At 71.2% G+C, this 21,546-nt stretch carries 21 protein-coding genes; 8 read left to right on the top strand and 13 right to left on the bottom strand.

What is annotated here, in order from left to right:
• Positions 1-42 precede the first annotated feature (42 nt).
• Positions 43-855, top strand: coding sequence for a ParA family protein (locus ACMW4R_RS10160; protein WP_058596027.1), 813 nt, complete (start codon positions 43-45; stop codon positions 853-855).
• Between the two features lie 453 nt (positions 856-1,308).
• On the opposite strand, the gene ACMW4R_RS10155 is transcribed toward ACMW4R_RS10160, so the two are convergent.
• From ACMW4R_RS10155 to ACMW4R_RS10145, 3 genes are all read right to left on the bottom strand, one after another.
• Positions 1,309-1,854, bottom strand: a complete 546-nt coding sequence (locus ACMW4R_RS10155; protein ID WP_058596028.1) for a MerR family transcriptional regulator — start codon at positions 1,852-1,854, stop codon at positions 1,309-1,311.
• Between the two features lie 96 nt (positions 1,855-1,950).
• A complete protein-coding gene (locus ACMW4R_RS10150) occupies positions 1,951-2,637 on the bottom strand; it encodes a MerR family transcriptional regulator (RefSeq protein WP_058596029.1) in 687 nt (228 codons plus the stop codon).
• Entirely contained in the window at positions 2,637-3,131 is a 495-nt protein-coding gene (locus ACMW4R_RS10145; protein WP_058596047.1) for an FHA domain-containing protein, read from the bottom strand. Before ACMW4R_RS10145 ends, ACMW4R_RS10150 begins: the two co-directional genes overlap by 1 nt.
• 358 nt (positions 3,132-3,489) lie before the next feature.
• Here ACMW4R_RS10145 and ACMW4R_RS10140 point away from each other — a divergent pair, with 358 nt between their 5' ends.
• Both ACMW4R_RS10140 and lpdA read left to right on the top strand, forming a co-directional pair.
• Positions 3,490-4,143 carry a copper resistance CopC family protein gene (locus ACMW4R_RS10140; RefSeq protein WP_418299824.1) on the top strand — a complete coding sequence of 218 codons (654 nt, stop codon included), beginning with the start codon at positions 3,490-3,492 and terminating at the stop codon, positions 4,141-4,143.
• A gap of 9 nt (positions 4,144-4,152) precedes the next feature.
• Positions 4,153-5,550, top strand: a complete 1,398-nt coding sequence (lpdA, locus tag ACMW4R_RS10135) for a dihydrolipoyl dehydrogenase (RefSeq protein WP_363337116.1) — start codon at positions 4,153-4,155, stop codon at positions 5,548-5,550.
• Between the two features lie 78 nt (positions 5,551-5,628).
• Here the strand turns inward: lpdA and ACMW4R_RS10130 are convergent, their stop codons facing one another.
• Together ACMW4R_RS10130 and ACMW4R_RS10125 are read right to left on the bottom strand one after the other, a co-directional pair.
• Positions 5,629-6,273 (bottom strand): CYTH domain-containing protein, encoded by a 645-nt coding sequence (locus ACMW4R_RS10130; protein WP_418299823.1) that lies wholly within the window; start codon positions 6,271-6,273, stop codon positions 5,629-5,631.
• Entirely contained in the window at positions 6,270-6,497 is a 228-nt protein-coding gene (locus tag ACMW4R_RS10125) for a hypothetical protein (protein WP_058613639.1), read from the bottom strand. Before ACMW4R_RS10125 ends, ACMW4R_RS10130 begins: the two co-directional genes overlap by 4 nt.
• 68 nt (positions 6,498-6,565) lie before the next feature.
• Here ACMW4R_RS10125 and ACMW4R_RS10120 point away from each other — a divergent pair, with 68 nt between their 5' ends.
• A complete protein-coding gene (locus ACMW4R_RS10120) occupies positions 6,566-7,321 on the top strand; it encodes a glutamine amidotransferase (protein ID WP_418299822.1) in 756 nt (251 codons plus the stop codon).
• Positions 7,322-7,369: 48 nt separating this feature from the next.
• Here the strand turns inward: ACMW4R_RS10120 and ACMW4R_RS10115 are convergent, their stop codons facing one another.
• The 5 genes from ACMW4R_RS10115 to ACMW4R_RS10095 all read right to left on the bottom strand — a co-directional run bounded on the left by ACMW4R_RS10115 (position 7,370) and on the right by ACMW4R_RS10095 (position 10,689).
• Complete coding sequence (locus ACMW4R_RS10115) at positions 7,370-8,083, bottom strand: NAD(P)H-hydrate epimerase (RefSeq protein ID WP_418299821.1); 714 nt, start codon at positions 8,081-8,083, stop codon at positions 7,370-7,372.
• Positions 8,076-9,140 carry a YhjD/YihY/BrkB family envelope integrity protein gene (locus ACMW4R_RS10110; protein ID WP_058626463.1) on the bottom strand — a complete coding sequence of 355 codons (1,065 nt, stop codon included), beginning with the start codon at positions 9,138-9,140 and terminating at the stop codon, positions 8,076-8,078. The genes ACMW4R_RS10115 and ACMW4R_RS10110 overlap by 8 nt, the downstream gene beginning before the upstream one ends.
• A 96-nt stretch (positions 9,141-9,236) precedes the next feature.
• Positions 9,237-9,695 carry a prepilin peptidase gene (locus tag ACMW4R_RS10105; protein ID WP_081317283.1) on the bottom strand — a complete coding sequence of 153 codons (459 nt, stop codon included), beginning with the start codon at positions 9,693-9,695 and terminating at the stop codon, positions 9,237-9,239.
• An 8-nt stretch (positions 9,696-9,703) separates the two neighbouring features.
• Positions 9,704-10,000 carry a DUF1905 domain-containing protein gene (locus ACMW4R_RS10100; RefSeq protein ID WP_058596037.1) on the bottom strand — a complete coding sequence of 99 codons (297 nt, stop codon included), beginning with the start codon at positions 9,998-10,000 and terminating at the stop codon, positions 9,704-9,706.
• Positions 10,001-10,122: 122 nt separating this feature from the next.
• On the bottom strand, positions 10,123-10,689 hold the full coding sequence (locus ACMW4R_RS10095) for a mismatch-specific DNA-glycosylase (RefSeq protein WP_418299820.1): 567 nt from the start codon (positions 10,687-10,689) through the stop codon (positions 10,123-10,125).
• A gap of 57 nt (positions 10,690-10,746) precedes the next feature.
• Between ACMW4R_RS10095 and ACMW4R_RS10090 the strand changes: the two genes are divergently transcribed.
• Entirely contained in the window at positions 10,747-11,550 is an 804-nt protein-coding gene (locus tag ACMW4R_RS10090) for an alpha/beta fold hydrolase (protein WP_418299819.1), read from the top strand.
• 22 nt (positions 11,551-11,572) lie between these two features.
• Here the strand turns inward: ACMW4R_RS10090 and ACMW4R_RS10085 are convergent, their stop codons facing one another.
• From ACMW4R_RS10085 to ACMW4R_RS10075, 3 genes are all read right to left on the bottom strand, one after another.
• Positions 11,573-13,672 (bottom strand): glycosyltransferase family 39 protein, encoded by a 2,100-nt coding sequence (locus ACMW4R_RS10085; RefSeq protein WP_418299818.1) that lies wholly within the window; start codon positions 13,670-13,672, stop codon positions 11,573-11,575.
• A gap of 164 nt (positions 13,673-13,836) precedes the next feature.
• The gene (locus tag ACMW4R_RS10080) at positions 13,837-15,477 is read right to left on the bottom strand and encodes a cellulase family glycosylhydrolase (protein ID WP_418299900.1); all 1,641 of its coding nucleotides are present in this window, start codon (positions 15,475-15,477) and stop codon (positions 13,837-13,839) included.
• A gap of 59 nt (positions 15,478-15,536) precedes the next feature.
• Positions 15,537-17,156: a PucR family transcriptional regulator gene (locus tag ACMW4R_RS10075; RefSeq protein WP_418299817.1), complete on the bottom strand. Its 1,620-nt coding sequence runs from the start codon at positions 17,154-17,156 to the stop codon at positions 15,537-15,539.
• A 96-nt stretch (positions 17,157-17,252) separates the two neighbouring features.
• Between ACMW4R_RS10075 and ACMW4R_RS10070 the strand changes: the two genes are divergently transcribed.
• Genes ACMW4R_RS10070 through ACMW4R_RS10060 form a run of 3 tightly spaced genes read left to right on the top strand, consistent with a single transcriptional unit; the run spans position 17,253 to position 21,541 of the window.
• On the top strand, positions 17,253-18,740 hold the full coding sequence (locus tag ACMW4R_RS10070; RefSeq protein ID WP_418299816.1) for a CoA-acylating methylmalonate-semialdehyde dehydrogenase: 1,488 nt from the start codon (positions 17,253-17,255) through the stop codon (positions 18,738-18,740).
• An 18-nt stretch (positions 18,741-18,758) separates the two neighbouring features.
• On the top strand, positions 18,759-20,120 hold the full coding sequence (locus ACMW4R_RS10065) for an aspartate aminotransferase family protein (RefSeq protein ID WP_058596042.1): 1,362 nt from the start codon (positions 18,759-18,761) through the stop codon (positions 20,118-20,120).
• Positions 20,117-21,541: an aminobutyraldehyde dehydrogenase gene (locus ACMW4R_RS10060; protein WP_081317284.1), complete on the top strand. Its 1,425-nt coding sequence runs from the start codon at positions 20,117-20,119 to the stop codon at positions 21,539-21,541. The genes ACMW4R_RS10065 and ACMW4R_RS10060 overlap by 4 nt, the downstream gene beginning before the upstream one ends.
• Positions 21,542-21,546 lie beyond the last annotated feature (5 nt).

The following is a 21,546-nucleotide window of genomic DNA, read 5'->3' as shown; positions in this document are numbered from 1 at the left end:
CTGAATGTGCTCACAGCCTAGGGGACGGTAACGTAGACCCTCGTGCACGTACTCTCCGTCAGCTCTTTGAAAGGCGGGGTCGGCAAGACGACCGTGACGCTCGGGCTGGCATCCGCCGCCTTCGCACGTGGCGTTCGCACTCTTGTCGTCGACCTCGACCCCCAGTCCGACGTGTCGACCGGCATGGACATCTCGGTCGCCGGCCGGCTCAACATCGCCGACGTCCTGGCGAACCCGAAAGAGAAGGTCGTCCGCCAGGCCATCACCACCAGCGGGTGGGCGAAGGTCCACCCGGGCACGATCGACGTCCTCATCGGCAGCCCCTCGGCGATCAACTTCGACGGCCCGCACCCGAGCGTCCGCGACGTGTGGAAGCTCGAGGAGGCCCTCGCGACCATCGAGAGCGAGTACGACCTCGTCCTCATCGACTGCGCCCCCTCGCTCAATGCCCTCACGCGTACCGCGTGGGCGGCGAGCGACCGCGTCATCGTCGTGACCGAGCCGGGCCTGTTCTCCGTCGCCGCCGCCGACCGCGCCCTGCGCGCGATCGAAGAGATCCGTCGCGGGCTCTCCCCCCGCCTCCAGCCGCTCGGCGTCGTCGTCAACCGCGTGCGCCCGCAGTCGATCGAGCACCAGTTCCGCATCAAGGAGCTGCGCGACATGTTCGGCCCGCTCGTCCTGAACCCCCAGCTGCCCGAGCGCACGTCGCTGCAGCAGGCACAGGGTGCCGCGAAGCCGCTCCACGTGTGGCCCGGAGACTCGGCGCAGGAGCTCGCCGCCGATTTCGACGCGCTGCTGGACCGGATCGTCCGTACGGGTCGCATCCCGGTCGAGGGCGACGCTCCCTCGGCCTGAGCCCGCCCCTCCCCGGCCGAGTGCTCGTCGCCGGGCGGCGTGAACTCGCGCGAGCCCGTTCCCGTACCGTCACGCGGAGAACCCGGCCGACACGCCGGACACCCGGCATCCCGAACCGGCGTGTCGAACACGAGCTCCGCATGACGGCACACGCCCGACCCCGCCCCGAGCCACGGCGACACCCCCGGCCCCGGTGCAGCGCGCGGCCGACACCCGCGCCACCCGTACCGTCACGCGGAGTACCCGGCCGACACGCCGGGCACCCGGCATCCCGAACCGGCGTGTCGAACACGAGCTCCGCATGACGGCACACTCCCGCCCCCGCGCGCCTACGCCGCACCCCGGACCGATGCCGAGGCGTGGACCGACGGGCCCGGAACCGGGGCATGACCGGACCGGCCCGACGAAAGAACCCCGGATGCCACGGCACCCGGGGTTCGAGAAGCGTCGGGGTCAGGCCGTGCGTGCGGCGCGACGCGCGGCGAGTTCGTCGACCGCGTCGGCGGATGCGGCCTCGAAGTCGACGAGCGTCGACTCGACCTCGCGCAGGACCTTGCCGACGGCGATGCCGAAGACACCCTGGCCGCGGCTCACGAGGTCGATGACCTCGTCGTTGGAGGTGCACAGGTACACCGAGGCGCCGTCGCTCATCAGTGTCGTTCCGGCGAGGTCGCGGATACCCGCGGCGCGGAGCTGGTCGACGGCCGTACGGATCTGCTGGAGCGAGATGCCGGTGTCGAGGAGGCGCTTGACGAGCTTGAGCACGAGGATGTCGCGGAAGCCGTAGAGACGCTGCGATCCGGAACCGCTCGCTCCGCGGACGGTGGGGACCACGAGTTCGGTGCGAGCCCAGTAATCGAGCTGACGGTACGTGATGCCGGCGGCGCGTGCGGCCACCGCTCCGCGGTAGCCGGTGTCGTCGTCCATCTCGGGCAGACCGTCGGTGAAGAGGAGCTCGGTGGCGAACCGGGGTTCACCGACTGTGTCGCCAGCGGTCATGCTCGCGTCCCTCCTCATCGGCTCGATATCCCCACGCTAGATCAGCCATGCGCCCGCGGCAATGACATCCGGTCGGAGCGCTTCGGCGTGTCGCGCTCAGGACAGCATCCGGTCGATGGCGTCGCGCACGAAGAGGCTTCGCACCTCGTCGAGACGCGCGGCGAGTTCGGGCGCGAGTTCGCTGGCTCGGGCCCGGGATGCCGCATCGGGGCGTCGCAGGAGCGCGGACAGCGCGGACTCGACCAGGGCGGCCTCGCGCTCGGCGCTCTGGCGGAGAGAGCGCACGTGGCGCGGCTCGATGCCGTGGCGGTCGAGCGCGACGAGCGTGCGCAGGAGTGAGACCGTCTGCTCGGGATACGACTCGGCAGCCGTGATCACGCCGGTGCTGATCGCGTCGTTGAGAAGCTGCGGGCCGGCTCCGGTCGTGGCGAGGAGCTCGTCACGGCGATAGCGACGGGGCGTCGCGGTCATCGACGGCATCGACGTCGGCGGAGCCGGGTTTCGCCCGGCGTCGAGATCGGCCAGGTAGTCGCGGATCACCGCGAGCGGGAGGTAGTGGTCGCGCTGGAGCGTCAACGCCATGCGAAGCCGCTCGAGGTCGGCCGCGGAGAACTTGCGATAGCCCGACTCGGTCCGCGTCGGCGACACGATGCCCTGCACCTCGAGGAAGCGAAGCTTGCTCGAGGTGAGCGCGGGGAAGTCCGGCGTGAGGCGCGCCAGCACCTGGCCGATGCTCAGCAGCCCCGAGGCCGCCGGACGACCGCGGGCGGGGGCTGCCGCCATCAGTTGTCTGCCGGCGGCAGATCGACGGGCGAGACGAAGAAGTTGAGACGGAACTTGCCGATGCGCACCTCGGCACCGTTGGCGAGCACCGAGCGGTCGACGCGCTCACCGTTGACGTAGCTGCCGTTCAGCGACCGCTGGTCGACGATCTCGAACGAGGTGCCCGAACGCGTGATCTCGGCGTGACGGCGCGAGACCGTGACGTCGTCGAAGAAGATGTCGGCCTCGGGGTGACGCCCGACCGTCGTGACGTCGGTGTCGAGCAGGTAGCGCGCACCGGTCGTCGGACCCGAGCGGACGATGAGGAGGGCGACGCGCGACGGCAGGGCGTCGATCGCCTCCAGTTCGGCCTCGTTGAGGTCGGCACCGAAGGGGACGAAGGACAGATCGGCGTCGTGGCCGAACGTCTGCGTCGTGTCGTGCGACCGCTCCGACGCGGGGGCGTCGGCCGCGCGACGGATGTCGTCGCGCTCGAATCTGCGTGTCTCGTCCACGGCTTCTCCTTCTTCTTCACCATCACCGATCGATCCGACGTGAACGGTCGAACCGACCTCGCGCGGTCGTGGTGGGGGCTTCGTCTGTGCTGTTGTCTCGACGCCGAGCATCGCTGTTCGGGTTGCGCCGATCGCCCGACGGGACACTCGAACCTACCGATCACACGTCCGCCGTGTCGAGTCCGTTGCCCCGCTCCACCCTGACGCACCGTGGAACGATGCGCATCGAGGCGAAGCGTGGACAGTCGAACAACACCAATTCTTTCACCTCGCCGACCTCTCGTCGTCCCCCTCACCTCCTTCGCGTCCGGGGAACGCGCTCGAGCCCCGTGCCTTCCTCTGTCGTTAGGGTCGAAGGGTGACTTCCTCCGCACCCCGCCGTCGCGTGTCCGCCTTCGTCGCGAGCCTGCTGGTCGCTCTCGTCGCCCTTCTCGTGCTCCCAGCGAGCCCCGCGTTCGCGCACGACGAACTGGTGTCGACGGACCCGCCCGCTGACGCGGTGCTCGACGCACTTCCGGAACAGATCACGTTCACCTACAGCGCAGACATCCTCACCGAGCAGGGCACGGCCGTCGTCGAGGTCACCGACGCCACCGGCGCCTCGCTGACGGAGGGGACGCCGGTCGTCTCGGGCACCGACGTGACGCAGACGCTGACGGGCTCGGCATCCGGTGCCGTCACCGTGAAGTGGCGCGTCGTCTCGAGCGACGGCCACCCGATCGACGGCACCTTCTCGTTCACCGTGAACGGGGCGACCCCGACCCCGACACCGACGGCGACCGCGTCGACGCCCACCGCGACCCCGACCGCACCGGCGACCACGACCCCGACGGCGACGACCCCGGATGCCACGGCGACACCGTCCGAGACCGCCTCGAGCGCGTCTCCCCTGCCGTGGATCCTCCTCGTGGTGGCGCTCGTGATCGTCGCCGGAGCGATCGTGTGGCTCTTCGTCGCGAGGGGGCGGAGCGGGTCGTCGGGAGGCGGTTCCACGGGCACCGCCGGACGATAGGATTTCCTCATGCCTCATTACGATCTGGTCATTCTTGGTGCGGGTCCCGGCGGGTACGTGGCTGCAGTGCGCGGAGCGCAGCTCGGCCTGTCGGTCGCGATCGTCGAAGAGAAGTACTGGGGCGGTGTCTGCCTCAACGTGGGCTGCATCCCCTCGAAGGCGCTGCTGCGCAACGCCGACCTCGCGCACACCTTCCACGCCAAGGCCGACCTGTTCGGCATCTCGGGCGACGTGCACTTCGACTTCGGCAAGGCGTTCGACCGTTCCCGGTCGGTGGCGGCCGGCCACGTCAAGGGCATCCACTACCTGATGAAGAAGAACAAGGTCACCGAGTACGAGGGCCGCGGATACTTCGCCGACGACCACACGCTCGATGTGACCCTGACCGACGGCTCCAAGGAGCAGGTCACCTTCGACAACGTCATCATCGCCACGGGTTCTACCGTCCGCCTCCTTCCCGGCGTCACCCTGAGCGAGAACGTCGTGACCTACGAGGAGCAGATCCTCAACCGCGAGCTCCCCTCCTCGATCGTCATCGTCGGCGCCGGCGCGATCGGCATGGAGTTCGCCTACGTCATGACGAACTACGGCGTGAAGGTCACGATAATCGAGTTCCTCGACCGCGCCCTGCCCAACGAGGACGCCGAGGTCTCGAAAGAGATCCAGAAGCAGTACAAGGGCTACGGCGTCGACATCCTCACCTCGACCAAGGTCGAGTCGGTCACCGACCACGGCGACAAGGTCACCGTCGCGTACACCGCGAAGGACGGCTCCCAGGGCTCGATCGACGCCGACCGCGTGCTCATGTCGATCGGTTTCGCCCCCAAGGTCGAGGGCTTCGGCCTCGAGAACACCGGTGTGAAGCTCACCGAGCGCGGCGCGATCGACATCGACGACCACATGCGCACGAACGTGCCGCACATCTACTCGATCGGCGACGTCACCGCGAAGCTGCAGCTCGCCCACGTGGCCGAAGCGCAGGGCGTCGTGGCCGCGGAGACCATCGCGGGCGCTGAGACCCAGACCCTCGGCGACTACCGCAACATGCCGCGCGCCACCTTCTGCAACCCGCAGGTCGCCTCGTTCGGCCTCACGGAGCAGCAAGCGCGCGACGCCGGCCACGACATCAAGGTCGCGAAGTTCCCCTTCTCGGCCAACGGCAAGGCGAACGGCCTCGGCGAGCCCGTGGGCTTCGTCAAGCTCATCGCCGACGCCGAGACGCTCGAGCTCATCGGCGGCCACCTGATCGGTCCGGATGTCTCCGAGCTCCTGCCCGAGCTGACCCTCGCGCAGAAGTGGGACCTCACCGCTCTCGAGGCGGCCCGCAACGTGCACACCCACCCGACGCTGTCGGAGGGTCTGCAGGAGGCGTTCCACGGCCTCGTGGGGCACATGATCAACCTCTGATCGCCGACACGAAAAGGCCCGTCCGGTTCTCCCGGCGGGCCTTTTCGTTTTCGTTGCCCCGGATGGGGGCTCGGGTTCTCAGTGGCCGAGCGTGCGGGCCAACTTGGACCCGGATGCCGCGGGGCGACCGCCCGCGGCGAACACCGCCGCGTCGACCGCGGCGAAGAACCCCGCGCGGGCCTCGCCATCGGCGGGACCGGCGGGGCCGAGCTCGACCTCCCACTCACGCCACGCGGATTCGACGCCACGACGCTCGTCCGTCGCGCGGACGCGATCGTCGACGAATTCGGCGACCTCTCCCCCGTCGGCGTCGAGGAGCGCATACGCCGTGCGGTGATTCCGCACCCGCGCGAGCGGCGTGAACGGCGGCGCGGCGATCGAGGCGACGGCATCCTGAACCGCCGGAGGCACGGCCGGCTCGGCGTCGGGATCGACGTCGGCCTCGAGGGGCCACTGCGTCTCGGTGCGCCCCCCGGCCTGCGCGGGACCCTTCACGTGCCACCCGGCGTCGGGACCACCGAAACGGCGGCGCACCGCGACGCCTGCGCGAGCGAGGTCGGCCGCGGGGGTATCGAGGTACCGCGCGTCGAGGTCGCGTGGCTCGGGTTCACCGACACGGACGACCCCCGGGAGGGCCGACCAGTCGGGGAGCGGCGTGGTCTCGTCGACGTCGTACTTCGACTCGACCTCGACGCTCGAGGCCCCGTGGGAGCCTGCGCTCAATCGTCGCGCCCGTCGGCGTCGGGGTTGATGTCTTCGGTCTCTTCGACGAAGGCGAAGACGGCCTGGGTCGGGCCGTCGGACTCGCCCGTGTGCTCGAGGCCGCCCTCGCGGCGGTAGACCAGCTGACCCTCGCTGTAGGGCATGATCAGCGTGTCGTCGGACTCGTTTTCGAGCGGAAGCACCTGCCCGTCGAGCGGGCCCCCGGTCAGTCGTGCAATAGCCATATCGTCAGCGTAGACCGCCCCTCCGACACCGCCGGGCGCCTTGACAGGGCTGGCCTAGAATCGCTCGGGTGACGACGACGGACCTGCCCGGGGAGCGACCGTTCGTCCTGCTCGCCACCCGCGCCGAAGACCGCCCGGCCGACGAGGAGTACGCCCTCTTCCTGCGCTACACCGGCCTCCCGCCCGAGCGGCTGCTGCGCGTCCGGCTGGAGCGGGACGCCATGCCGGACCTCGACCTCGATGAGATCTCGGGCATCCTCGTCGGCGGCAGCCCGTTCAACGCGTCGGACCCTCTCGAGAAGAAGTCCGCGGTCCAACGTCGGGTCGAGTCCGAGATGGGCGCGCTCGTCGACGACGTGGTCGCGCGCGACCTCCCCTTCCTGGGTGCGTGCTACGGCGTGGGGACGCTGGGAACCTACCTGGATGCCGAGATCGACGGCACCTTCTCGGAGCCGATCAGCGTGGTCGACGTGACCTTGACCGATGCCGGTCGCGCGGATCCCCTTGCCGTCGGGATGCCCCGCACCTTCGCGGCGTTCGTCGGCCACAAGGAGGCGATCACGACGCTGCCGCCGCGAGCGACCCTGCTGGCGTCGTCACCGACGTGCCCGGTGCAGATGTTCCGGGTGGGCGAGAACGTCTACGCGACGCAGTTCCACCCCGAGCTGGACGTCGACGGGATCGTCACGCGCATCCACGCGTACGCGGCGTTCGGCTACTTCGCCGCCGACGAGCTCGACCTCACGCTCGCGGCGGTGCGGCGCGTTCCCGTCCACGCTCCCTCGCGCCTGCTCCGCACGTTCGTGGAGCGCTACGCGCGCTGAGGTCGCGTCCCCGGCGCGCGGGAGGTCGTCTCGTCGTGGCGCGTGACGTCAGGCGCGCGTGCGGGGATCCTCCCGGACCACCTCGATCGAGGCTGTCACGGCGGGGTGCGCGCGCCGCAGGTAGGGCTCGAGTCCGAGGTCGACGAGGTGCACGCGCCCGGCGAGCCCGGGCCCGCGCCCGCGCACGAGGCCGGCCTTGAGGGCACCGAAGGTGACCGTGACATCGGCGGGGAGGACGATGGCATCCGCGGTCCCGTCGTCGGGGTCGAGGCCGCTCGGCACGTCGACGGCGACGACGCGCGGCCGGTCGGGAAGCGCTAGGAGGCGCTCGACGAGGGCACGGGCGCTCCCCCGGAGCCGACGGTCGGCGAGGCGTCCGATGCCGAGGATGCCGTCGAGGACGAGGGCGTACTCATCCACGTGGGTGGAGGCCTCCGACACGGAGACGACGCGTGCACCCGCGGCCACCGCCGCGTCGAGGGCTTCGCGGTGGACGCGGTCGCGGACGAGGACGACGTCGACGCGGTCGGCCGCGGCGACCAGATCGGCGGCGGCGAAGAGCGCATCGCCCCCGTTGTCTCCCGCGCCCGCGAGAACGAGGACCGCACCCGGGGCGACGCGGAGCTCGGCGATTGCGACGTCGGCGAGAGCCCGAGCCGCCCAGCGCATGAGGGGACGCCCCTCGGCCAGAAGCGGCGCCTCGGCGGCGCGGACGGCGTCGGCGGTGTAGGCCGCGACCCGCGCGGCAGCGGACTCAGCCACGGGATGCCGCCCGCTCGGCGTCGTCCTCACGATCCGCCGCGGCGGGGTCGTTCTTCGCGAGCGTCTCGCGCTCCTTGGCTTCCGCCTCGCGGGCGGCCTCCAGCTCGCCCGTGGCGGCCCGCACCGCTTTCTCGGCACGGCGGACGCGGAACTGGATCAACGTGGTCGCGCCGTACTTCGCGCGCACCCGGTCGTGGTCTTCTTCGGTCGCGACCGTGATCCAGGCTCCGGCGATGAGGATGACCTGGCTCGACAGGTTGAGCCACAGCAGGAGCGCGATGAGCGAGGCGAACGTGGTCAGCAGCGGGTTGTTGCCCGCCCCACCGACGAACAGGCCCGACAGCTGCTGCAGCACGACCAGGCCGACACCTCCGAGCAGCGCACCGCGCCACAGCGTGCGGCGACGGGTCTTCACACCCGACAGCGCAGCGAACGCGACTGCCACCGCGGCGGTGTCGAGCGCCAGGACGACGATCGTCGAGAGCGCCCACGTCAGCACGGCGGTGACCCACGAGTCCGCGGAGATGCCGAGGAGACCGCGCACGAAGGTGAGACCGGCCGTCGCGAGGAACGTCACGAGGGCGGCCCCCACGAGCGCGATACCGATGCCGACGGCGACGGCGAGATTGCGCACGATGACGAGGACGGGGAGCGTGTCGTCGGTGGTCACTCCCGCGATCTGGCGGAGGGCCGTCCGCAGGGAGCCGATCGCACCGATCGCCGCGCCGAGCAGACCGATCGTCGCGATCACGCCCGCGATGGTGAACTCCGTCGGCGCTTTGATCTCGCTGACGTCGAGCAGCCCGTCGGTGCCGACCAGCCCGGGCACGACGTTGTTCACCGACCGCTCGAGCGCGGCGAGGCCCTCGGGGTTGCCCGAAAGCCAGACCGCGGCGGCGGAGAAGCCGAGCAGCACCGCGGCGAACAGGCTGAAGAGGGTCCGGTAGGTGACGCTGTCGGCGAGCGTGGGCCCCCGCGCGCCCGAGTAGACGAGGAAGGCGCGCACGAGGCGGAGCGACAGAGCCCACGCGGTGACGCGACGGATGAGGTCGGCCATGGCCTCAGCGTATCGAGGCGAACCACCCTGCTCATCGGGGGTTGACCGCCGCGCCCGGCGCCGACAGAACTCGCTCCGGCCCGCCGATCGTCGCCGTCACGGCCCCGTGATCACCCGCCACCACGCGCCGAACAGCAGGAACGGCCCGAACGCGATCGACCCGCCTCGCGCCCCGGCGAGCAGGACGCCCGCGGCACCGATCCCGCCCGCGAGGAAGGCGAGCGCGATTCCGGATGCCACGGCCTCGAGGCCCTGCCACCCGAGCACCGCCCCGCAGAGGGCCGCCAGCTTGACGTCTCCCCCGCCGAACGCCGCCGGCCGCGCGAGGTGCACCGCGAGACACCCCGCGAATGCGCTGAGGGTTCCGGCCGCGATCCCCGCGAGCCGACCGGGCTCGCCGATCGCGAACGCGGCGCCGCCCAGCAACACCACCACCGCGGCGCCGCCCGGCACCAGGATCGCGTCGGGGAGGCGTCGGGTCTGTACGTCGACCATCGCGAGCACCACGCTGAGACCCGCGAACACCGACAGAGCGGCAGCCAGAGGCCATGGCATCCGGGGCCTCAGGCGTCGAGCACGAGAAGGTCGACGACGACGATGTCGCCGGGAGAGATGCCCTCGGCGTCGCGCACGGCGCGTTTGAGGGGAAGAACGTAGACCCCGCCGGCCTGGGGGAAGATCGACGTGCGGAAGACCGAGCCGCCGATCGTCGCGTCGACGCGGACACCGCCGAAGCCTCGGCGGAAGGTCTGCGTCTCGCGGATGTCGTCGCTCAGCTCGGGCGGAAGGGCCACGAAGTACCAGTCGCTGTCGGTGCGGGCCTCCCACCGGTAGACATCGCCCTCGAAACGCACGATCACGTGGTGCTCCTTCCGTCGCTGGTCACCCTACGGGGAAGCTCCGACGCCGGCTCGGCCTTCTCCCCTGTGCAGAAGGAGTGCGACGTGGCTTCCGGTCGCGCGCACAGCGGATGAGGGCAGGATCACAGGAGAATCCCGGCCGCCCGCGCCGGCTCGGCGTACGCGCGCGCGAGGGTCGCGACCGTGTCGTGGGCGTTCAGGCCGCTCGGATTGGGCAGGACCCACGTGGGGACCCCGGCGATCTCGTCGTCCTGCCGCCCCGCGACGGCTTTCGGGTGCGGGAAGCCCTCGCGGTACGCCGTCAGCCCGACCACGGCGATCGCGCGCGGACGCCACGCGGCGACGCGCTCCGTCAGCGCCGCCGCCCCGGCTCGCAGTTCCTCGCGCGAGAGCTCGTCGGCGCGCGCCGTCGCCCGGGCGACGAGGTTCGACACGCCGAGCCCGGCGCCGAGGATCATGCTCCGGTCCGCGTCGCTCAGCGGCTCCGCGTACCGCGGGAGGCGCGGCAGGATCCCCGCCTCGACGAGCGCCGGCCAGAAGCGATTGCCCGGCCGCGAGAAGGGTGTTCCGGTCGCCGCCGTCCACAGGCCGGGGTTGATTCCGACGAAGAGCAGCCGGACCCCGGGCTCGACGAGGTCGGGGATCGTGGCATCCCGGAACGACTCCAGCTCGGCGCGCGTATACCCCATGAGACCACTATGACCATTACTGCAGCGGGATCCGGCTCATCTGCCAGGATCGGAGGAATGGATGCCGTGCCCGCGCTCACCGAGGTCCCCGCGCCGCAGTTCGTCATCGTCGGCGACAACGTCCGCCTGGCGACGTACACGTGGGGCGACCCCGACGTGGACGCCGTCCTGTGCGTCCACGGCTTCGGGTCGAGCACGCGCGACAACTGGGTCAACACGGGGTGGGTGCGAGACCTCTTGCGCGCCGGGTTCCGGGTCGTCGCCGTGGATCAGCGCGGCCACGGTGCGAGCGACAAGCCGCACGACGCCGCGTCGTACACGATGCCGACGCTCGTGAGCGACCTCGTCGCGGTCCTCGACACCTACCTGCTCGATTCTGTGCGCTACCTGGGCTATTCACTCGGCGGCCGGGTGGGGTGGCAGCTGGCCGTCGACGCGCCCGAGCACGTCGAGCGCGCGGTGCTGGGCGGCATCCCGGACGGTCGTCCGCTGGCCCGGTTGAAGGTCGACCAGGCTCGCGCGTTCCTGGACCACGGCACGCCGGTGGAGGATGCCACGACCCTGCGCTACGTCTCGCTCGCCGAGCGCGTACCCGGCAACGACCTGCGGGCCCTCGTCGCGATCGCGGAGGGCATGCGGCTCGGCGAGACCGATCCCGACCCCGCGTCGCCGCCGCAGCAGCCGGTGCTCATCGCGACGGGGACCGAGGATCCGATCCACGATCAGTCGCAGCATCTCGCCTCGCTCCTGCCGCACGGCGAGTTCGCCGACATTCCCGGCCGTCACCACGTGAACGCGCCGGGGGCGCGGACCTTCCGCGAGGCCGGGGTGGAGTTCCTCTCGCGCGAGAGCTGGGCCTGAGCCCCGCCGCGCCGAGGGCTCATCACCCGCAGTCGTACACCGTGCCGGGCGCGGACGCGTCGACCGTGCAGTTCTGCTCGACCCACTGGCGGATCTGCGCCGAGGCCGTCTCGGGGCTCGAGGAGCCGCCGGATCCGGCCGCGCCTCCGCCGCCTCCCGTTCCGCCGAAGCCCGTCCCCCCGAATCCCGCCGCGCCGCCGCCCGCCCCGCGGTCCTCGCCGCCGATGACGTACCGGATTTCGCCGGACTGGACGAGCGAGATGAACCTGTCGAGCGTCGGGACGTCGTCGCTGCCGTTGAACCCACCGATCGGAAGGATCGACGCCCCGTCGGTCGCGAGGATGAGGGATGCCGCCTGCTGGGCGCCGAAGGTGGCCGCGACGTAGGTCGATCCCGTGTCGTGCGCCTCCAGCCAGGCGACGAGCTCGCTGTCGGCGCTTTGGGCCATGCCCTGCCGGCCGCCGGCGCCCGGCGTCGTGCCGTTTCGTCCGCTCCCCGGAACCGTCCCCGAGCCACCCGGCGCGAAGCCGGAGCGGGGACCGGCCTGACCGCCGCCCTGCGCGGTGCCCTGACCGCCGGCCTGGCCACCGCCCTGGCCACCGCCCTGCCCACCGGCCTGCGCGCCGCCCGGGAACGAGCCGCCGTCGGTGCGGGCGCCTGTTCCCTGTCCGCCGGGGCCCCGACCCGCGCCGCCGAAGCCGCCGGCCGACATCTCGGACACGCCGCCGGCGACGGGGTTGATCGAACTCGGGTGCGCGATGGTGACCGCGGACCACACGGTCGGCGTGAGCAGGAGCCCCACGACCATCGCGACCGTGGTCATCATGCGCGCGCGGTGGCGCGAGAGGAGCAGCGCGATCGCCACGGCGGCGGCCGCGGCCTGAGCCAGCGACACGGGGATGCTGTAGCCGCCGTACGAGAAGCCGACGATCACCGCGGTGAGCCCCGCGACACCGACGATCGCGATCTGCGGCCAGACCGTGCCCGCTCGATGTGCGGCGGTGAGCGCGACGGCGACGACGAGGGCGAGCGGGATCGCGAGAGCCGCCGTGTAGAACTGGTGCATCCCGGCCACGGTCGAGAACATCGCCGCGAAGGTGAGCGTCCAGACCGTCAGCAGCACGGTGAGCGGCCGCGGGAAACGGAGGATCCAGAGCACGACGATGCCGATCAGCGCTGCCGGGATCAACCAGGCGATCTGCCCGGCCAACTGCGCGTTGAACAGGCGCAGGATGCCCGGGTCGCCGGAGAAGGGCGGCGTGAAGGACTCGTAGGTCGTGCTGTCGGCCGTCGCGCCGAAGCGCCCCAGACCGTTGTACCCGAAGACCATCTCCCACGGGTTGTCGCCGATCGTGCTGCCGATGTAGGGCCGGCTGCCGGAGGGGATGAGCGAGACGATCGCCACCCACCAGAGCGACGTCGCGAGGCTCACCGCTCCCGCGACGGCGAGGTGCACGAGACGCCGCCCCCACGCCTGACGGGTGCAGAGGTAGGCCGCCGCGAGCGCGGGCCAGACCGCCCACGCCTCGAGCATGTAGAACTGGAAAGACAGGCCGATGAAGGCTCCCGCCGCGACGAGCCACCCGACGCTCTTCGTCTGGACCGCCCGCACCGACGCCCACGCCGTCAACGACAGGCCGAAGACGAAGAACGACTCCGGCTGGTTGGACCGCGAGACGGCGACGAGGATCGGGGTGACGGCGACGATCGCCCCGGCGAGAAGACCCGCGCGGATCCCCGCGAGGCGTCGGGCCGTGACGGCGGTGATGAGCGCGGCGGCCGTGGCGGCGAGCGCGTTGGGCAAGATGACCGTCCACGCCGAGTACCCGAAGACCCGCACGAACAGCGCGGGGATCCAGAACGAGCCGGGGATCTTGTCGAGGGTGACCGTGCCCGCGGGGTCCACGGCGCCGAAGAAGAAGTTCGACCACGACCGGCTCATCGACAGCGCGATCGACGCGTAGTACTCGGACGGTGCGCCCGCCCAGACCTGCCATCCGCTGAGGATCAGTGCCAGGGTGCCGACCCCGATCAGACCCCACATCCAGGTCCGCCGGCGAGGGGCGGGTGGAGCCTCGGCCTCGCGGGGCGGGGCGGAGGGCGAGTCGAGGGTGGCGGTCATGCCGGGATGGTAGGCAGGCGTTCACTCACGGTTGCTTCAGCGCACCTATGAGCCAGACGTGTATCGGGCCGCGACGGGTGAGCCGGTGTCCCCGTCTCCGTGCGCCTGTCCGCGCGCCTCCCCGCGCGCCCGTCCGCGCGCGACGCGCCGCGGAACGGGGCGGGTCACGACGCGGCGACCGACAGCTTCGGTGAGGACGGCGCTTTCGTCGCCACGGCCTGAAGCCCGACGCGCACCGTCTGCCCCGGCGCGAGCGTCGACGCCCAGTCGGCACTCTGGCACGTGACCGTCGTGCCGGAGAGGCGGCAGCTCATGCCCCAGGCGTTCGACACCGAGGTCGTCCCGGGAGCCTCGAACGAGACCTGCCAGCGCGAGACGGGGCCCGTCGCGGTCACCTCGACCTCGGCGACGTAGCCCTCGCCCCACGCGCTCTGCGGGATCCACGACGCCGTGATGCCTGCCGGCCGGGGCGAGGCGGATGCCGGAGGCCGGGGGCTCGAGGTCGGCTTCGGCGTGGTCGTGGGCTTCGGCGTGGCCGTGGGCTTCGGCGTCGCGGTCGGCTTCGGGGTCGACGTCGGCTTCGGCGTGACCGTCGGCTTCGGGGTCGACGTCGGCTTCGGGGTGACCGTCGGCTTCGGCGTCGACGTCGGTTTCGGGGTGGACGCGGGCGACGGGGTCAGAATGGGCCGGAGCGCGGCGAGCTTGGCCGTCTGCCACGTCCGCCAGTCGTCGGTGACGAGGCCGCCGGTGTCGCCGCTGTTCGGGTTGAACGACCAGTAGGCGTAGCTCATCTTCGTCTTGGCGAGATAAGCGACGAGGGTCTTCAGCCAGGCCCGATCGCTCTCGGTCTCGAGTTTCGTGCCGAACTCACCGAGCAGCACCGGCGCGATGTTCTGGCGCACGAGGTAACCCCAGTTGGCATCCCAGATCCCCTCGAGATTGTCGGGGTAGTTCGGTGCCGAGAACCACGGCTGCTGGTGCACCGTGGCCGGGTAGTCGTGCGGGGAGTACACGACGCGGTTCTTCACCGAGAGCGTGACCGGGGCCGAGCGGACGTCCTTGAGACCGCCGCCCCACCAGGTCGCCGTGCCGTCGCCCTGGTTCTCGACGCCCTCCACGATGATCAGCAGCTTCGGGTTGACCGACAGGACGGCGTTGCCGGCCCGCGTGGCCGCGGCACGCCAGTCGCGTGAGGCGTCACCGCAGTTCCAGCAGGCAGGGCCGTGCGGCTCGTTGTGCAGGTCGGCACCGATCACGGCGGGCTCGTTCTTGTAGCGCGCCGCGAGCATCTTCCAGTCGTCGATCCAGCGCTTCTCGCTGTACTGAGAGGTGTACCAGAGCTCGCTCTGCGCGCCCGAGTCGGGGCGGTGACGATCGAGGATCACCGACAGGCCGTGCGCCTTCGCCCGGGCGATGACGGTGTCCATGAGCTTCAGCGGCGACAGCGAGATCAGTCCGGGATTGACCGCCGCGTTGATGGAGTTCGAGCTCTTCGCCGCGAGGCACTCGTTCGAGAAGGGCAGCCGGATGGTGTTGAAGCCCATGGCGGCGATGGCATCCAGTCCCTCGTCGAGCGAGATCGACCAGAGCCCGTGCGGGGCGCAATTGGACGTCTCCATCCCGAACCACGCCGTCGCCTTGATCACGTAGGGCGAACCGGATGCCGTGACGATCGTCGACCCCTTCGTCGACAGCCAACCCGGCACCGACGCCGCGGTCGCCGACGGCACGACGGCGCCCGCGATCATCATCGTCGCCGCCGCCGCGACGGCGGCGAGTCGCGCTCCCGCGCGCCGCCACCGCATGGTCGTCTTCCGCACCCTTGGCCCCCGCCTTTCCGGCACATCCTATGTCGTCCCGAGGGTCACGAGGCGTGCGCGCGATGCACGGCCACGGCGAGGTGGAGGGCGGCGAGCACCTCACCGTCGTCGAGGCGCACTCCGAGGATCTCCTCGAGGGCGTCGAGACGCTGGTAGAAGACCGATCGCGACACGTGCGCCGCGGTCGCCGCCGCCGTGCGATTGCCGGGATGGGCCACCACCGCGGCGAGGGCATCGAGGAGGTCGTCCCGTCGCGCTGCGGGAAGGTCGAGGACGGGCGCGAGCATCGACTCGGCGTGGGCGAGCAGGCGGTGGTCGCCCCGCAGCGCCGCCACGAATCGTCGAAGCGGATGCCGCCGCACCCACATCACGCCCGACTCGCCCATCTCCCCCGACTCGGCGAGGTCGAGAGCCTCGTGCGCCGAATCGAGCGTGCGCACGAGCATGTCCTCGGGGGCGGCCGGATCGACCCGCGGTCCCACGACCAGGCGCACCCGACCGCCGGTGCGCAGTGCCGCGAGGAAGCGGTCGACCGTCGCGCCCGCGAAGGTGGTCGTGAACGGCAGGGCCAGGAGCACCGGCATCCATCCCGCGGCGGGCTCGTCGGCGCGGCGCGGGGTGCCGCAGAGGGCGCGCGCGCCGACCTCGGCCGCCGCGGCTTCGATGGTGGCTGCGCCGGCCCCGCTCACGGCGAGGCCCAGCATCGCCATCCCCTCCGACAGCAGCCCGGCGGCCGAGAGACGCACCGCGGCCTCGGGGAGGGAACCGTAGCGGTCGGCGACGAGATCGTCGACGAGGCGGCGACGCCCGAGGTGCACCCAGTCCTCGCCCGCGGGGTCGGCGAGCCGCCCCAGAGCGAGGGCGGTGGCCCCCTGCTCGAGCACCGCAAGGCGCCCGGCCGGATGGGCGGGACCCGCCAGGGCGACGAGCGAGCCCCAGCGCGTGCCGCGCGCCTGCACGGGAACGACGGTGCGCGAATCGTCGGGAACGCGTCCGGACAGCCGCGAGCGTTCCTGCCACCCCTCGAGAACGACGTGGTCGGCACCCGCGAGGTCGGCGACGACCACCTCGTGCGCGAGCGACTCGAGGATCACCGGAGCGCGCAGGGTGCGCGCGAGGCGCTCCACCACGTAATCGGCCGGCGCACCGCGGAGGGCGAGTTCGGTGAAGAGGCTCCGCACCTCGTCGCGAGCGCGGAGGGCCGCCGTCTGATCGTCGATGATCCGTCGGTGCACCTGCTCGGTGACGGCGACGAACTTGACCTCTCGGTGCAGGGCGATGAGGACGAGACCGGCGGAACGCGCCGCATCCACGACGACCGCCGGCACGTAGCGGTAGTGCGCCCCCAGCTCGATCACGATGCCCACCAGCCCCGCCGCCGCGAAATCCGCGACGAGGGCGCGCAGGTCGTCGGGGTGCTCGGGCCACGCGGAGGCCGTCGTGAGCAGCAGCTCTCCCCCGTCCAGCAGGCGACCGACCCCGGGGCTGTCCGAGACGTGCACCCAGCGGATCCGTGAGCCCAGGGCCTCTTCGCCGGCCAGCACCTCCGGCATCCCCTGGGCGAGACCCGGCATGTCCAGAGCCTCGGCGAGGGTCGGGAGACCGGAGTCCTCGACCACCGGACGATCTGTCCGGTGGTTCTCGGATTCGCGACGATCAGACACGTGCGTTCCCTCCCGGACACCCGAAGAATCAATGTCACACACCCTAGTGCGCGCCCGGTCGGAGTGTCCGGGATCGCTCAGCCGAGGAGGACACGCATGACCCTGATCCGCCACCACATCGCCGGAGCCGCGCAGGGCACCGACGCACGGACGGGAGACGTCTTCGACCCCGCGACCGGCGAGGTGCAGGCGCACGTCGCGTTCGCCACCACCGCCGAGGTCGACGAGGCCATCGCGGCCGCGAAGGCGGCGCTCCCCGCGTGGCGGGCGACGAGCCTGATCAAGCGCGCCGACGTCTTCTTCCGTCTGCGCCACCTCCTCGTCGAGCGCACCGACGAGCTCGCGGCGATCATCACCGCCGAGCACGGCAAGGTGCTCTCGGATGCCAAGGGCGAGATCAGCCGCGGCATCGAGAACGTCGAGTTCGCCGCCGGCCTCGTGCACCTGCTGAAGGGCGAGCACGCCGAGCAGGTCAGCCGCGGCGTCGACGTGCACTCCGTCAAGCAGCCCGTGGGTGTCGTCGCGGCCATCACCCCGTTCAACTTCCCCGTCATGGTCCCGCTGTGGATGACGGCATCCGCCATCGCGTGCGGGAACACGGTCGTCCTGAAGCCCAGCGAGAAGGACCCGTCGGCCTCCCTGTTCCTCGCGAAGCTGTTCGAGGAGGCCGGGCTTCCCGCCGGCGTGCTGAACGTCGTGCACGGCGACAAGGTCGCCGTCGACGCGCTGCTGGACTCCCCCGACGTCCGCGCGGTCAGCTTCGTCGGCTCGACCCCGATCGCGAAGTCCATCTACTCGCGCGCCGCCGAGAACGGCAAGCGCGTGCAGGCGCTCGGCGGCGCGAAGAACCACATGGTGGTCATGCCCGACGCGGACCTCGACTCGGCCGCCGACGCCGCCGTCTCGGCCGCCTACGGCTCCGCCGGCGAGCGCTGCATGGCCGTATCGGTGCTCGTGGCGGTGGGCGACGAGGTCGCCGACGCGCTCGTCGAGAAGGTGGCATCCCGCATCGAGGGCCTGAAGATCGGTCCCGGAACGGATGCCGCGAGCGAGATGGGTCCGCTCATCACGCGCGAGCACCGCGACAAGGTCGCCTCGTACGTCACGGGAGCGGCGGCCGAGGGCGCCGAGGTCGTCGTCGACGGCACGACGCAGGAGTTCGAGGGCGACGGCTTCTTCATCGGCGTCTCGCTCGTGGACCGTGTCGCGCCGGGCATGAAGGTGTACGACGACGAGATCTTCGGACCCGTGCTCTCGGTCGTGCGCGTCAAGACGTACGACGAGGCCGTGGAGCTCATCAACTCCAGCCCCTTCGCCAACGGCACCGCCGTCTTCACGCGCGACGGCGGCACGGCACGCCAGTTCGAGTTCGACATCGAGGTGGGCATGGTCGGCGTCAACGTCCCGATCCCCGTGCCGGTCGGCGCGTTCTCGTTCGGCGGCTGGCGCAACTCGCTCTTCGGCGACTCGCACATCTACGGCCCCGAGTCGATCCACTTCTACACGCGCAGCAAGGTCGTCACCACCCGCTGGCCCGACCCGAGCGAGAGCCAGATCAGCCTCGGCTTCCCGAGCAACCACTGAGTGCGGAAAGGTACAGTCATGACCCTCACTTCGCCCGATCTCGACACTGACGCCCGCGTCCGCGCGAACGACCGCGGCCACGTCTTCCACTCGTGGAGCGCCCAGGCGCTCATCGACCCGCTGCCGGTCGCCGGCGGCGAGGGGGCGACGTTCTGGGACTACGCCGGCAACAGCTACCTCGACTTCTCGTCGCAGCTGGTGAACCTCAACCTCGGGCACCAGCATCCCGACCTCGTCGCGGCGATCCAGCGGCAGGCGGGCGAGCTCGCGACCATCCAGCCCGCGATGGCCAATGACGTGCGCGGCGAACTCGCCCGGCGCATCGCCGAGGTCGCCCCCGAGGGCATGTCGAAGGTCTTCTTCACCAACGGCGGGGCGGATGCCAACGAGAACGCGGTCCGCATGGCGCGCCTGGTCACGGGGAAGCGCAAGGTGCTCGCGATGTACCGCAGTTACCACGGCAACACCTCGACCGCGATCACTCTCACGGGCGACCCGCGCCGCTGGGCGAACGAGCCGGCCGACGCCTCGGTCGTGCACTTCTTCGGTCCGTACGCGTACCGGTCGGCCTTCCACTCGGCATCCGAGGAGGAGGAGACCGCCCGCGCGCTCGAGCACCTCGAGCAGACGATCATCCTCGAGGGCGCGTCGACGATCGGCGCGATCATCCTCGAGACCGTCGTCGGCACGAACGGCGTGCTCGTGCCGCCGCCGGGCTACCTCCCCGGGGTGCGCGCCCTGTGCGACAAGTACGGCATCGTCTACATCGCCGACGAGGTCATGGTCGGCTTCGGGCGCATCGGCGAGTGGTTCGCGGTCGACGCGTTCGACGTGGTGCCCGACCTCATCACCTTCGCCAAGGGCGTGAACTCGGGCTACGTCCCGCTCGGTGGCGTCGTCATCTCCGACGCGATCGCCGCGCACTTCGACACCGTGGCGTTCCCCGGCGGCCTCACCTACTCGGGCCACCCGCTCGCGTGCGCGCCCGGCGTTGCCACGTTCGAGGTGTTCGAACGCGACGGGATCCTCGAGCGCGTGCGCGACCTCGGCGAGCGCGTCGTCGAGCCTCGGTTGCGGGCGATGGCCGAGAGGCATCCGTCCGTCGGAGAGGTGCGCGGACGCGGACTGTTCTGGGCGATCGAGCTCGTGCGCGATCGCGAGACGCGCGAGCCGCTCGTCCCCTTCAACGCGGCGGGACCGGCGGCCGCCCCGATGACGGCGTTCGCGGCGGCGTGCAAGAAGGCGGGTCTCTGGCCCTTCACGCACTTCAACCGCGTGCACGTCGCCCCTCCCCTCGTCATCACGGAGGAGGAGCTGGTCCGCGGTCTCGACATCATCGACGAGGCGCTCACGGTCGCCGACGAGGCAGCGGCATCGTGAGAGTGCTCCACAACGTCGTCGCCGGCGCGTCGGTCGCCTCCGAGGGCACCCTGCTCGACCTCGTCAGCCCCGTGACGGGCGAGGTGTACGCGCAGGCACCCGTCTCGACGGATGCCGAAGTGGATGCCGCCGTCGCGGCCGCCGCGGCCGCGTTCCCGGCGTGGAAGCGCGCGACGCCGGCGGAGCGCCAGCTCGCGCTGTTCCGTCTCGCGGACGCGCTCGAAGCGCGGGCGGAGGAGTTCGCCGACCTCGAGTCGGAGGACACGGGGAAGCCGCGCGCCACGCTCGTCGCCGACGAGATCGTGCAGTCGGTCGATCAGCTGCGGTTCTTCGCCGGGGCGGCGCGCGAGCTGAACGGTCGCGCCGCGGCGGAGTACGCGGAGGGGTTCACCTCGTACGTGCGTCGCGAGCCCATCGGCGTCGTGGCGCAGGTGACGCCGTGGAACTACCCGCTGAACATGGCGGTGTGGAAGATCGGCCCCGCGATCGCCGCGGGCAACACCGTGGTGCTCAAGCCCAGCGAGACGACCCCGCAGACCACGGTGCTGCTCGCCGAGATCGCCGCGGAGTTCCTGCCCCCGGGCGTCTTCAACGTCGTCCTCGGTGACCGCGACACCGGTCGGGCGCTCGTCGAGCATCCGACGCCGCAGCTCGTCGCGATCACCGGGTCCGTCCGCGCCGGGATGCAGGTCGCGGCCTCGGCGGCACAGGGCCTCAAGCGCGTGCACCTCGAGCTCGGCGGCAAGGCGCCCGCGATCGTCTTCGCCGACGCGGACCTCGAGGCCGCGGCATCCGGGATTGCCGAGGCCGCGTTCTTCAACGCAGGTCAGGACTGCACGGCGGCCACGCGCCTGCTCGTGCATTCGTCGTTGCACGATGCGTTCGTGGAGCGCCTCGTCGCGTACGTGGAGCAGAACGTCCGCGTCGGAGCCCCGGACGATCCGGACGCGTTCTTCGGGCCGGTGAACAACCCCGACCAGCTGGCGCGCGTGGAGGGATTCATCGATCGACTCCCCGCGCACGCGCAGGTCGCGACCGGCGGCACGCGCGTCGGCGGCACCGGGTGCTTCTTCGCGCCGACGGTCGTCACCGGACTCCGCCAGGACGATGAGCTGGTGCAGCAGGAGGTCTTCGGGCCCGTCCTCGCGGTGCAGTCGTTCGAGACCGAGGAGGAGGCTCTCGAGCTCGCGAACGGCGTGCCGTACGCCCTCGCCGCCTCGGTCTGGACGCGCGACAACGGCCGCTCGCTGCGTCTCAGCCGCGACCTCGACTTCGGGTGCGTCTGGATCAACGCGCACATCCCGTTCGTCTCGGACATGCCGCACGGCGGGTTCAAGCACTCCGGGTACGGCAAGGACCTGTCGATCTACGGCTTCGAGGACTACACGCGCCTCAAGCACGTGATGGCGAGCCTCGCGTAGCGCCA

The organism is Microbacterium sp. S1037, from assembly GCF_048381605.1.
GTDB classification, from domain to species: domain Bacteria; phylum Actinomycetota; class Actinomycetes; order Actinomycetales; family Microbacteriaceae; genus Microbacterium; species Microbacterium testaceum_B.
This window is presented reverse-complemented; position numbering and strand designations above follow the sequence as displayed.